Raw genomic sequence first — 12442 nt, 5'->3', positions numbered from 1 at the left:
GGTTCGTCTGTGAGTGACTTCTGTGTGAGCGGTTCCTCCCTGCCTCGGCTCCTGTTGTTGGCCACCGGCGGCACCATCGCCGGACGGGCGAGTGATGTCATCTCCCTGAACCACTACTCAGCAGGTGTCATTGCTGGCGAGGAGTTGCTGCAGTCGGTGCCCCAGCTGAAGCAGCTTGCCGAGATTGAAGTGGAACAGATCGCCAATGTCGATAGCGCGGATCTGACCTTCGCCCACTGGCAAAGGCTTGTGACCCGGGTGCGTGAGGCCCTTGCGGCTGATCCCGATCTCTGCGGTGTGGTGATCACCCATGGGACCAACACCCTGGAGGAAACAGCTTGGCTGTTGCAGCTGCTGATTAATGACCCGCGGCCGGTGCTGCTGGTGGGAGCAATGCGTCCGGCCACGGCCCTGAGTGCCGATGGGCCGTTGAATCTGTTCCAGGCGGTGCAGGTGGCAGTCAGCCCAGAGGCATGCGGGCAGGGTGTGCTGGTGGTGATGGATGGCTGGATCCATTCGGCCTGCGAGGTGACCAAGGTCGCGACCCAAGGGGTTGGTGCCTTCGAAAGTCCTGATGTCGGCCCTTTGGGTTGGGTGGATGACGCGGGAGTGCACCTGACTCCAGCCCGATCTGATCGCCCTGTTCCGTTTGCACACCTTCAGCTTGCTGAGCCTTGGCCGCAGGTGGCGATCCTGCATGGTTGCGTTGAGCCTCCGTCAGCCCTAATTCCTGCTCTGCTTTCGGCTGGTGTCCATGGTCTGGTGTTCACGGGCACTGGTGCAGGCCAGCTATCAGCGCATGAACGTCGCGCGCTTGAAGACTGGACAGGGCCGCTGCCGCTCATGCTCAGGGCAAATCGCTGTGGTTCCGGGCCCGTGCATCATCGAGGTCAGTTTGCACGTCTTGGTCTGGTTCCGGCCGGGCGGCTCAGCCCCCAAAAGGCACGCGTGCTGTTGTTACTGGCTCTGATGGCTGGATTGGACAGGGCTCAACTCGCCGACTTGATCTAAACGCTGCATGCCCTGCTCGACCACGGTTCATGAGGAACAGCTGTAATGCGAGATGCCTCCGGCGTTGAAGAATTCCTCTGGTTTCAGTTGGTCGTAGCGGGCAGCTAATTCCACGGGTAAGGATTCATAGGGCTTGGCGAAGACCTTCTGTAACTCGTGCACCTGGCTGTAGTCAGCATGGGCTGCTTGTTCATAGGCCGGTGCAATTAGCCATTCACGCCAAGTGATGGCGGGATTGGTCAGCTGCATGGCTTTGGATGCCTCGCTCAGGTTGCTGTTGTGTCCTAATTGACGTCGCCACTGTTGCAACCACTCCATCCAGCGTTGATCAACCTGTTCATTGCTGGGTCGATAAAAGCTTCGCTTCAGCGGCGCCACCTGTTCAGGGATGGCTGAGAGCTCTCGGAACAACATCGTGTAGTCGGCTGCTGAGTCGACGCATAACTGGAGCAGGCTGCTCACCAGCTCTGGGGAACGATCGGTGAGACCCAGTTTGCGTTGCCACATGCTGTCGAGAGCCTCTTGCATTGCGGCTTTAAAACCCTCTTCAAGTCTCTCAAGGCGAGTCATGGCTTCCGGGTGATCCTCCAGTAACGGTTTCAGGGCTGATACGAACATCTGATAGTTCTTGCCTGCCGCCACCGGCTGATTGAAGAAGGCGAAATGCATTCCGCCACCGGTCCAGGGCTGAAAGCGTGGGTCGAACAGTTCGCAGAATCCGAAAGGTCCGTAGTCAAGGGTGAAGCCGCCGGCGGCACAGTTGTCGCTGTTGAAGTTGCCCTGGCAGTAGCCCACACGGATCCAGTCAGCAACCAGTGCTGTCAGACGTCCGCGGAACAACCTGGCCAACTCCACCACCTGTTCGCTGAATGGCAATGATGGCTCGACCTCCGCGTGGTAGTTCCGTTTGATGAGGTGCTCCACGATCATCTTCAGCTCACTGAATGCCTTGGAGTGGCTGTTGTTGCGGGTCCGTCGTGCGAATAACTCCAGCTGCCCCACTCGCAGAAAGGATGGCGCCAGGCGCGTGGTGATCGCGGCTGAATTGTCGACCAGGATGTCGGGGTCCATCGATGGAGATGTGCCCGAATACCAGGGGCGACGCACGTTCTCGTCGTGGGAGACATACAGCGTCAGCGAGCGAGATGTGGGAACCCCCAGGGCATGCATGAACTCCTGGGCCAGAAACTCGCGCACGCTGGAGCGCAGTACGGCGCGACCGTCAGCGCCACGGCAATAGGGCGTTGGTCCACCGCCCTTCAGCTGCATCTCCCAGCGTTGCCCCTCGAAGAGGCCTTCGAAGATGGAGATCGCCCGACCATCGCCGTAGCCGTTGCCGTTACCGAACGGACATTGCTGATCGTATTCAGTGCCATAGATCGAGAGCGCATAACCAGTGGCCCAGCCATAGGGGCGCATCGGTGCTCTGGCCACACTGATGTCGCCGGAGAACAATCGCCGGAAGCCGGCATCCTCTGCCAACTGATCACTGAGTCCCAGCTCTTTGAATAGCTCGTTGCTGTGCGCCACGTACTGCGGTGCCGGCAGAGGTGTTGGTGTGACCGGCACGTAGTGCCCAGATCGCACCTGACGCACCTGGTGATCGTGTCCGTTGATTGTGGCTTCGGGATCCGGTGTGAGTTGGTTCAGCAAGGAGTAATCGACGTGTTCCGCGAACGCGGCGAATGTGTCGGTTGAGGAGGATGCGCTCGAGCTGGCTGGCATCAGGCCGGTGACTGCAGTGTTCCCATCATCGGCATGATTGTCACGACTGTTGGGATGAGTGGAAGGTCGATAGCTTGTTGGTTGACCTTCGTTGGCAAGGTTGATGGGTATGACCGCACCGACTCCCTCGCCTTCAGCACGCCCTGACGTTGAGCGCCTCAGGGGTTACAGCGCACCACTAGAGGGGCGCCGCGGATTGCTTCGGCTTGATTTCAACGAGAACACCATCGGCCCCAGCCCTGCGGTTGTTGAAGCACTTCGGGCCTTTCCGGCTGATCAGATCGCGGTGTATCCCGAGTACGACGGACTGCGCGAGGCGGTGATCGGCAATTTGCAGGACTCGCCTGCGGGCTTGGCGCATGCGTTGTTGCCGCAGCAGGTGGGTCTTTTCAACGGGGTGGATGCTGCGATTCATGCGGTGATTCACGCTTATGGCGCCTCTGGAGACACCTTGCTCACCACCAGTCCCACCTTCGGGTATTACGCCCCATGTGCCGGGATGCAGGGGATGGTCGTCGAGGCGGTGCCTCATGAGCTGCCAGGTTTTCGCTTCCCGCTGGAGGCGATGCGCGCGGCCTTGCAGCGTGGGCCGAAGATCCTGATGCTCTGCAATCCCAATAACCCCACCGGCACGCGGCTCTCCGCAGAGCACGTGCTGCTGTTGGCATCGTCTGCGCCCGACACGCTGGTGGTGGTCGATGAGCTCTACGAGGCTTTCACTGGGGACAGCGTGCTGCCGCATGTGGACTTCGCCGAGCACGCCAATCTGCTGGTGCTGCGCTCCCTGGCCAAGACCGCCGGTCTGGCCGGCCTGCGCATGGGATTTGCGATCGGTTCGGCGGAGGTGGTCGATCGGGTCTGCCGGGTGAGCGGTCCTTATGACGTGAACAGCTTCGCGGTGACAGCGGCGTTCGCTGCACTGTCTGACCAGGCCTACACCGATCACTATGTGGCTGAGGTGTTACGAGCACGTAACTACCTAGTAACTGAGCTGACACGTTCTGGTGCTGTATTCCATGTCGACGGAGGGAACTATCTCCTGGTCTGGCCCCGTTTTTCCGCTCAGCAAGTGGAGCAGCAATTGAGGGATGCTGGGATCCTGGTGCGTTCCATGGCCGGAAAGCCACAGATCGACGGATCTCTGCGCGTGAGCATCGGTACCCAGGAGCAGATGCAGAGGTTCTGGGAGTGTTATCGAAAGCTTGAGCGCTGAGCGGACACTCAGCGCATCACCTCGATCACTGTGCTGTCGTTCAGGCTGCCTGGCAGGGAGAGGGTGGGTCCAACCTTTCGAACCTGTGTACCGCCCATCGCATCCAGAAAGGGCTGAACCCCGCCTTGATCGCAGCCGCTCGGAGCCTCACCATTCACGTATTGCACAGGAATCACCCGGCGTGGATTGAGCTGCCTCACCACTTCGGCTGCTTCTTCGCCGCTGTACACCTTTCCTCCACCGCCAACGCCGATGATCAGCACGTCAGGGCGACCCAGCAGCACCCTGTCTTCACCGCTGAGCGGCGCAGCCGTTCCTCCCAGATGGGCAAAGTTCAGGCCTCCTTGCTGCCAGCGCCAGATCGTGGCGTTACCGAAACGACGTCCACCCATCCGGTCATGCGGAGCGGAAAATCCTTCCAAATCCATGCCGCCAACGCGATAGGACCCTGGCTTGGAAAGGTAGGTGCCACCGCCAATCCGTGCCCCTTCATCCGGCAGCTCGGAGCTGGCCAGGGTCACACTGGCGCTGACGCGCGGTTCGCTGAGCCCCGCGGCGCAGCCGACGGCCCGGAAGGGATTCACCAGCACCGACTGGCCGCCACCACGAATCAGCAGAGCACTGTGCCCGTAGCTGGTGATTGAGATGCCTGCCGCCTGCACGCCGGTGGCGCTGAATCCGGCCACCAGCATGGATGCGGTCAGGGAGAAGATGGCCTGCCCAGGACCCTGGTGTTTCAGGAAGACTGTCATGGGGGAGGATGCCTGCTGGCACAGGAAGCTAGCAGTGCTGAATGCGCCCTTCAGCCACTCGAAGGAAGTTCGCTAGCAGGTTGTGCCCAGCCTCCGTCAGCACGCTTTCTGGGTGGAACTGCACGCCTTGGAGATGGTGATGCTCGCGATGACGCAGTCCCATCACGGTGTCGTCCTCCAGCCATGCAGTGACTTCCAGGCAGTCCGGAAGACTGCTCCGATCAGCGATCAAGCTGTGATAACGGGTGGCAGTGAGTGGCTGAGGCAGTCCAGCGAAGACGCCTTCGCCGCGATGCAACACAGGAGAGGTTTTGCCATGCATCAGTTCTGCGGCTCGCACGACTTTGCCTCCGTAAGCCTGAGCGAGAGCCTGATGGCCCAGACAGACACCCAGGGTGGGAATAGTTGGTGATAGTTCCTTCAGTACATCCAGGCAGACTCCCGCCTGATCGGGATCTCCGGGCCCAGGCGAGAGCAGGATGGCATCGGGACTGAGGTTGCGGATCTGGGCAATGCTGAGCGCATCGTTGCGTTCAACGCGCAGATCCTGGGCCAGAGGATGCTGAGCCGCCAACTCCCCGAAGTACTGCACCAGATTGAAGGTGAAGCTGTCGTAGTTGTCGATAACAAGCAGCATCGTTTAGAGGCCGAGTCGAAGAATCAAGGGCGGCAGCACCAGCAGCAGGGCAACGACCAGAGAACTGATGGCCGCCACAAGAACCGCTGCTGCTGCGCAGTCCTTGGCGATTTTGGCCAGAGGATGAAAGCGCCGTCCGATGGCCAGATCCACTACCGATTCAATGGCTGTATTGAGCAGCTCAAGCACCAGTACGGCCGCCACTGTCAAGACCAGCACGGCCAACTGAATCGCTGGCAGCCCGAGCCACAGACCCAGGAAGAACACGACGCTGCCAATCCCCAGGTGGATGCGGAAGTTGCGTTGGCTGATGAAGCCGTAACCCAGCCCCTGAGCTGCATAGCGGAAGCTGGACGGCAGGTCTCCAGCGATTTTCCAGGCTCCTCGATGGGCAGCGTGGTGGGCACGTCGGGTGCTGCGTTGGCTGATCTCCTCTGTCAACGGAGCTCCATCGTCAGGGTTCCTTAGTGATTTCATCTGCTGATTCACAGTTGATCTCACCGTGGGGTTGAACGATACCGGCCATGGCAACCAGTTGCTCCTGGCATCGCAGCATCGCTTCCAGCTTCGAATCATCGGGATGATCCCATCCCAGTAGATGCAGCAGCCCGTGGCTCACCAGCCAGCAGAGCTCTCGTTCCAGGCTGTGCTCCTGCTCGAGAGCCTGACGTTCAGCAGTCGGTACCGACACGATGATGTCTCCCAGCTCAACGCTGGGGCTGCCGTCAGGGGGCATGTCCGCTTCCAGTGCTGAAAAAGACAACACATCCGTGGCTCTGGGCTTGTCTCTCCAGCGTTCGTTCAAAGCAGTGATCTGGTCATCATCCACAAACTGCAGGCCAAGACAAATTTCTTCGCAGTCCAGCAGCTGTCTTGGAGTGGTGTCGCCGCCTGTGGTGATGAGGTGTTTCAACCAGAGATCCAGGGTCTCTGCCCAGGTGTCTCCCTGGCTGAGACGTCGATGGGCTTCCGTCCCTTCTGCGGACTGGATCAGCTGCTGTTCCGCTGGGGTGAAAGCCAGATCGATGGCAAAAGCCCGTCCGCTGCTCACTGAGGCAGCGTTGGACGCCCTAGCCAGGCGACCACAAGGATGAAGCCGACGAACCCTGCGGCCGTGAGCCCAAGATGAAACAGGCTTTTGCTGCCCTTGCGGACCATGTTGCGCATGGCCTGCTTCACGAAGCTGGGCGGTGGTGTGGTCGGGGTGCTCTCTGTCGAAGTCTCGATGCCGTCGGCCTTTGAGCTCATGGTCAGCTGTCCTCATCCTGTCCGGGACTGTCGACACCCTGGCGCAGCAACGCCTGGATGAAGGGGTCGAGATCGCCGTTCATCACGCCCTGCACATCGTTGGTTTCCTCCTGGGTGCGCAGGTCCTTGACCATCTGATACGGGTGAAAGACATAGTTGCGGATCTGATTGCCCCAGGCGGCCTCCACGATGTCGCCTCGAATGTCGGCGATCTCTGCGGCCCGTTGTTCTTGGGCGATCACAAGCAGCTTGGCCTTGAGCTGGGCCATGGCCTTCTCCTTGTTCTGCAGCTGGGAGCGCTCCTGGGTGCAGCGCACAGCTAGTCCTGTGGGGATGTGCAGGATGCGTACTGCGGTTTCCACCTTGTTGACGTTCTGTCCACCGGCTCCGCCCGAGCGGCTGGTGGTCACTTCCAAGTCTTTCTCTGGAATATCGAGCTCGACTTCCTCCTCGAGTTTCGGCATTACCTCGATGCCTGTGAAACTGGTCTGGCGCTTGTCGTTGGCGTTGAAGGGAGAGATGCGTACGAGGCGATGGGTGCCTTTTTCGTTGCGCAGGTACCCATAGGCATATCGCCCTTCGATTTCGATCGTGGCGCTCTTGATTCCTGCTTCCTCCCCCTCGCTGAGTTCATCAACCGTGACCTTCATGTCATGGTCTTCGGCCCAGCGGGTGTACATCCGCAGCAGCATCTGAGCCCAGTCCTGAGCATCCGTTCCACCGGCTCCGGCATTGATCGAGAGCACAGCTCCTTCTTTGTCGTATTCACCGCTGAGCAGGCGCTCCAGCTCCCAGCGATCCAGTTCTTTGCGCAGTTCGTCCAAGCCCCCCTGGGCTTCGGCGAGCATGTCGTCGTCGGGTTCCAGGTCGTAAAGCTCGAGTGTGGCCTGGGCATCACCCACAGCTCCTTGCCAGGTCGTGAGTTGCAGCAGCTGTGCCTTCACCTCATCGAGGCGACGCATTTGCTTCTGGGCATTCTGTTGGTCGTTCCAGAAGTCAGGCTGGGCTGCGAGTTGTTCGAGGTCCTGCTGTCTGGCCTTCAGTGCAGGTACGTCAAAGACAGTCCTGGGCATTGCCCAGGCGATCAGTGAGCTCAGAGAGGTCGCGCTTGAAGTCGGTGAGGTCGAGCAACGGTGGGCGTTGAACGGATTTTGCGACCTTATCAGTGCGGAATCTCCTTGCCTGCATAAGATCGTTGTCCCGTCATGAGGGCTCCATGCCGAGCGTCGAGATCTATACCTGGCGCACTTGCCCCTTCTGCATCCGAGCCAAACAGCTGTTGGATCGCAAAGGCGTCACTTATACCGAGTTTTCCGTTGATGGCGATGAGCCGGCTCGCGATGCCATGGCAGCCCGAGGTGATGGCCGCCGCAGCGTTCCTCAGATTTTCATCGGCGATCGCCATCTTGGTGGCTGTGATGAACTGCACGCCCTCGAGCGCGGCGGTGAACTGGATGGACTGCTCTCCTGAGTTCTCTGACACGACCGTTGCTCATGCGTCATCTGTTCGTGCTGGATCCGCTGGATCGGATCAATCCAGCTAAGGATTCCACCGCTGCGCTGATGCAGGCCGCGGCGAGATCCGCGCTGGAGGTCTGGGCTTGCACTCCGGCTGATCTGATCGCGCTTGGCGATGAACCTCTGGCGATGGCCATGCCGGTTCAGCCTGAGCCCTGGATCACCGCCGGTGAGCGTGAACGGCTGCCGCTTGCCACATTCCAGGTGATCTGGATGCGCAAGGACCCTCCAGTGGACGAGGCCTATCTCTATGCCACCCATCTTCTTGATGTCGCCGAACGGGCCGGTGTTCGTGTTCTGAATCGTCCCGATTCACTGCGCACCTGGAATGAAAAGCTCGGGGCATTGCGTTTCAGTCGATGGATGGCACCCACGCTCGTTTCCGGAAGGGTGAGTGAGCTGAAGTCCTTTGCCCAAGCGCATAGCGAGATCGTGCTTAAGCCTCTGGGAGGCCGTGCAGGGCTTGGAGTGATCCGTGTGTCATCTCAGGCACCTGGCCTCAAGGCGCTTCTGGAATTAGTCACAGAGCAGGAACGATTGCCCGTGATGGCTCAGTGTTTCCTCCCTTCGGTGAGTGAGGGCGACAAGCGCATCCTGCTGGTGGATGGTGAGCCGCTGGGTGCCATCAACCGCCGGCCAGCCGCTGGAGAATTCCGCAGCAATCTGGCGGTTGGTGGTCAAGCGGAAGCAACGCAACTCAGTGAGCGGGAACGCCAGATCTGTGTGGCCCTGGCGCCTGCTCTGAGGGCCGAAGGCTTGTTTTTTGTCGGTATCGATGTGATCGGCGGCATGCTCAGCGAGATCAACGTCACCAGTCCCACCGGCATCCGTGAGGTGGAACGACTGATGAATCAGCCCCTTGCTGATCAGGTGATCGCTCGTCTGCGCGATCTGCTCTGAGCGATCACAATTGAAGGCTGAATGCCGGTCCAGGTTGTGTTGATTCAAGGATTGCGCTGCGGGGCAGCTCTTCTGATTTGTCTTGCGGGAAGTTTGACGATCTCAGGGCGCCCGGTTCAGGGGAGCTCGTTACCGCCGCTCATTCCGCGTGAGGTGTTGTTCGGGAACCCGGAAATCGTCGGGGTTGATCTCAGCCCCGACGGCACTCGCATCTCTTACCTCGCTCCTTACCAAGGAGTCCTCAACCTCTGGGTCTGTGATCTGGCTGGGCGTGAAGAGCCCCGTCTGCTGACCCGGAAGACGGATCGGCCGCAACAGAGTGCTACCTGGACGCATGATGGCCGCTTTTTGATCTCTGGCCGAGATGCACAGGGGGATGAAAACACTGTGCTGGTCCGAATTGACCCGCAAACAGGGGAGATGGTTGATCTCACGCCACCATCTGGTGTCTTTGCGCGTGTCATTGCTTTAGATCGCGATGTGCCGGGCGAATGGGTGATTGGCCTCAATGATCGTGATCCTCGCTATTTCGATCTTTATGTGCTTGATATTGCAAGTGGAGAGCGCAAACTCCTTCATCAAGTTGACGACGGTCGACCTGTTGGAGTGGACCGCCTCAATGGTGAGTGGCATCCCTATCTGCGCACCGAGGAATTGGCCGATGGCGGCGAGACCTATGAGCTGCGTTTACCTGGTGAGAAGGAGTGGCGACCCTTTCTTCAATTCGATTTCGAAGATGTTCGCCTGTCTGGGCTTGCAGGGTTCACCCGTGATGGTCAGTGGCTGTATGGGCAACTGAGCAAGGGGGAAGACAAACCTCGCCTTGTGCGCTGGAGTCGTGAGGAGCTGGAACGCTGCACGACCGACTGCCGTTTTGAAGTGGTGCACCGTGCAACGAGTGGAGCGTTGGGCATCGCAATGAGCACGATTGAGACTGGCGTGCCCTCGGTGCTGGTCGAAACGGATCTGCGCAGTCAGCGTTTCATTTTAGATCCATCGCTGCGCTCCGATTACGACGCCTTAGAACGTTTGGTTGGCTCCAATGAGTTCACGGTCCTCGATCGCGACAGGAAAGATCGACTATGGCTGGTTCTGGTCGGTTCCGATCGTCAGGGCGAGCAATTCTGGCTCTGGGATCGAGATCGCCGTCAGCATCAACGGCTGTTTTCAGTTCAGCCAAAACTGGACGATTACACCCTGGCGTCGATGGAAAGCCTCGACCTCAAGGCCCGGGATGGCCGTCGGATTCCTGCCTATCTAACGCGCACGCCCCTCGCCAGTGATGGGCCGCAGCCCCTTGTGCTGGTAGTGCATGGTGGCCCTCAGGCCAGAGACTATTGGGGCTTGAACCGTACCCATCAGTGGCTTGCTAATCGGGGCTATCACGTGATGAGTGTGAACTATCGCGGCAGCACTGGTTTCGGAAAGGCGCATCTGCTGGCAGGAGAAGGTGAGTGGTACGCCAAGATGCAGGATGATCTGGTCGACGCCGTTGGCTGGGCGGTGGATCAGGGTATTGCTGACCCTGACAAACTGGTGATCAAGGGCGCGTCCTATGGCGGCTATGCAGCTTTGGCAGGATTGACGCGCGATCCAACGCTGTTTGCCGCAGCGGTTTCAGAAGTTGGACCCTCTAATCTCCGCACATTGTTGGCAGCGATTCCTCCTTATTGGGCAGCCATTCGCATCAATTTTGAACGCATGATTGGTGTCGGCAATGTAGACCTCGATGCCATTTCTCCGATCAATCATGTGGATCAGATTCAACGCCCTCTTTTGTTGGGGCACGGTGCCAATGATCCGCGGGTCAGCTTGCAAGAGAGTGAATCCATCGCAGCTGCAATGACGGCTCGCAAACTGCCGATTGATTTTGTTGTGTTTCCTGATGAGGGGCATGGCTGGGCCAATCCCCGGAATGCGTTGGCCTGGGCAGCGTTAGAGGAGCACTTTCTTCATCAACACATCGGTGGGCGCGTGGAGCCCTTCGGTGATGTGCTCAAGCAGTCGTCAATGGATTGGCGACTGCGCTCCTCACCGACCCCCTGACACCAGATCCAGCTGATCGGCGAGCACAGTGAGCTTGAGCCCCACTTCCTGCAGCTCACGTTCAGCCACCGAGCCACGCACTAGCCCAGCTCCGGCCGTGAGGTCGAGCTGGGTACCGCGGGCGTGGCCACAGCGGATGGCAACACGCAGTTCCGAGTCGCCAGCGCTGTCGATCCAGCCGATCGGTGCTGCATAGCCATCGCGATCGAATGGCTCAAGACTGCGCAGCCAGTTCATCGCTTCTCGTCTGGGTAGGCCTGCCACAGCCGGAGTGGGATGGAGCACGCCAGCCAGAGCAAGAGGCGATTGGCCCGGAGCTGGAGTCGTGATCGGGGTATGCAGATGGATCAGTTGGCCGTGTCTGGCCAATTGCGGACTGCGCGGCCGCCGTGGCTGTAGTCCCTGGGCGCTGAGATGTTCGGTGATTGCCTGCACCACCAGTTCATGCTCGCGCCGATCCTTGTCGGAGTTGAGCAGCGAGGTGGCATGGTCGTTGCGACCGGCAGTGCCTGCAAGTGCATCGCAACGCAGTTGCCCGTTGCGCAAGCTCAGCAGTCGCTCAGGTGAAGCACCGAAGAAGCTGTCCTGCTGGTTGCGTTGCCAGAGGAACCGGCAGCTGCCTGCTTGCTGATAGCGCAGGCGTTTCAGCAACAGCAATGGATCCAGAGGTGAGGTCAGGCTCACTGAGTGGCGCACAGCGAGAACCAGCTTGTGCAGTTCACCACCATTCACCAGTTCCAGACCTCGCTGCAGCGCACTGGTGTAACGCCGCTCCCAGTCGCCTGGAGTGATCCTGCCACTCAGATTGCCTGAGCTCTGGCCTGGCCAGCTCCTCCAAGACTGCAGCTTCTCCGCCATCAGCCAGAGCGACTCCGTCAGTGAGCGCACATCACTCGCCTGTTGCGCGATGCCGTGCAGGCGCAGCCAACCGTGGCGTCCATGACGACTCAGTTGCCAGCGAGGCAGAACGGCCTGGACCGAGGGCATGCTGCCCTGGGGTTGGAGTTCTCCACTTTGCTCAAAAAAGGAGAAGGCCAGCAGGATGCGAGAGCGGGCCTGAGCAGGTGCTTCGGGCGTGCCCTCGAGGATGCGTCCGAGCGTGATATCACTAAAACGCTGGGCCAGCTCGAAACGTTTGGGACCTGACAGCTCTAGTTGATGGCAGCGGCCGGCAGCTGCAAGACAGAGTCCTGGTGCTCCATCCCAGAGAAAACGGAACGGGTCGGAATCTTCGAGATCAGCGAGTTGAAGCAGTGGATCTAGGCCCTGCAGTGGCAGTGCCAAGCCGACAACTCCGTCGTCCATCTGGCGCTGATCCCAGACGCGCATGGCACGCTCCAGCAGATCGCTGAAGGGCACCGCAGGTGAACTGTCGTGGGGTGCGGCCGACAT

13 protein-coding genes are annotated in these 12442 nt (G+C 59.7%); 5 read left to right on the top strand and 8 right to left on the bottom strand.

All coding sequences use genetic code 11. The features are described 5' to 3' along the window. Positions 1–24 precede the first annotated feature (24 nt). Positions 25–1011 carry an asparaginase gene (locus tag SynBIOSU31_RS13510; protein WP_255477263.1) on the top strand — a complete coding sequence of 329 codons (987 nt, stop codon included), beginning with the start codon at positions 25–27 and terminating at the stop codon, positions 1009–1011. Between the two features lie 27 nt (positions 1012–1038). On the opposite strand, the gene SynBIOSU31_RS13505 is transcribed toward SynBIOSU31_RS13510, so the two are convergent. After that, on the bottom strand, positions 1039–2736 hold the full coding sequence (locus tag SynBIOSU31_RS13505) for a protein adenylyltransferase SelO family protein (RefSeq protein ID WP_186490831.1): 1698 nt from the start codon (positions 2734–2736) through the stop codon (positions 1039–1041). A gap of 109 nt (positions 2737–2845) precedes the next feature. On the opposite strand from SynBIOSU31_RS13505, the gene SynBIOSU31_RS13500 reads away from it, so the two are divergent. Beyond that, the gene (locus SynBIOSU31_RS13500; RefSeq protein ID WP_255477262.1) at positions 2846–3949 is read left to right on the top strand and encodes a pyridoxal phosphate-dependent aminotransferase; all 1104 of its coding nucleotides are present in this window, start codon (positions 2846–2848) and stop codon (positions 3947–3949) included. A gap of 8 nt (positions 3950–3957) precedes the next feature. Here SynBIOSU31_RS13500 and SynBIOSU31_RS13495 read toward each other — a convergent pair whose 3' ends face one another. The 6 genes from SynBIOSU31_RS13495 to prfB all read right to left on the bottom strand — a co-directional run bounded on the left by SynBIOSU31_RS13495 (position 3958) and on the right by prfB (position 7717). Further along, positions 3958–4641, bottom strand: coding sequence for an MBL fold metallo-hydrolase (locus tag SynBIOSU31_RS13495; protein WP_255477459.1), 684 nt, complete (start codon positions 4639–4641; stop codon positions 3958–3960). An 88-nt stretch (positions 4642–4729) separates the two neighbouring features. Then, a complete protein-coding gene (locus SynBIOSU31_RS13490; RefSeq protein WP_186490827.1) occupies positions 4730–5338 on the bottom strand; it encodes an anthranilate synthase component II in 609 nt (202 codons plus the stop codon). 3 nt (positions 5339–5341) lie between these two features. Continuing rightward, complete coding sequence (locus SynBIOSU31_RS13485; protein WP_186490825.1) at positions 5342–5815, bottom strand: diacylglycerol kinase family protein; 474 nt, start codon at positions 5813–5815, stop codon at positions 5342–5344. Then, entirely contained in the window at positions 5793–6389 is a 597-nt protein-coding gene (gene ybeY, locus SynBIOSU31_RS13480; protein ID WP_255477261.1) for an rRNA maturation RNase YbeY, read from the bottom strand. Before ybeY ends, SynBIOSU31_RS13485 begins: the two co-directional genes overlap by 23 nt. Further along, complete coding sequence (locus SynBIOSU31_RS13475; RefSeq protein ID WP_186490823.1) at positions 6386–6586, bottom strand: DUF3285 domain-containing protein; 201 nt, start codon at positions 6584–6586, stop codon at positions 6386–6388. Before SynBIOSU31_RS13475 ends, ybeY begins: the two co-directional genes overlap by 4 nt. A gap of 2 nt (positions 6587–6588) precedes the next feature. Beyond that, a protein-coding gene (gene prfB / locus SynBIOSU31_RS13470; protein ID WP_186490821.1) for a peptide chain release factor 2 occupies positions 6589–7717 on the bottom strand; the annotation gives its coding sequence in 2 pieces (ribosomal slippage) (positions 6589–7641 and positions 7643–7717; 1128 coding nt in all). A gap of 85 nt (positions 7718–7802) precedes the next feature. Here prfB and grxC point away from each other — a divergent pair. Genes grxC through SynBIOSU31_RS13455 form a run of 3 tightly spaced genes read left to right on the top strand, consistent with a single transcriptional unit; the run spans position 7803 to position 11050 of the window. Then, positions 7803–8057, top strand: coding sequence for a glutaredoxin 3 (gene grxC / locus SynBIOSU31_RS13465; RefSeq protein ID WP_186490819.1), 255 nt, complete (start codon positions 7803–7805; stop codon positions 8055–8057). A gap of 23 nt (positions 8058–8080) precedes the next feature. Next, complete coding sequence (gene gshB / locus SynBIOSU31_RS13460; protein ID WP_186490816.1) at positions 8081–9004, top strand: glutathione synthase; 924 nt, start codon at positions 8081–8083, stop codon at positions 9002–9004. Positions 9005–9025: 21 nt separating this feature from the next. After that, entirely contained in the window at positions 9026–11050 is a 2025-nt protein-coding gene (locus SynBIOSU31_RS13455; protein ID WP_186490814.1) for a S9 family peptidase, read from the top strand. Here SynBIOSU31_RS13455 and SynBIOSU31_RS13450 read toward each other — a convergent pair. Beyond that, positions 11036–12442, bottom strand: a complete 1407-nt coding sequence (locus SynBIOSU31_RS13450) for an isochorismate synthase (RefSeq protein WP_186490812.1) — start codon at positions 12440–12442, stop codon at positions 11036–11038. The genes SynBIOSU31_RS13455 and SynBIOSU31_RS13450 overlap by 15 nt on opposite strands.

The organism is Synechococcus sp. BIOS-U3-1 (assembly GCF_014279975.1).
Lineage (GTDB): Bacteria > Cyanobacteriota > Cyanobacteriia > PCC-6307 > Cyanobiaceae > Synechococcus_C.
The sequence above is the reverse complement of the archived record's forward strand: the minus strand, read 5'-3'. Positions and strand labels throughout refer to the sequence as shown.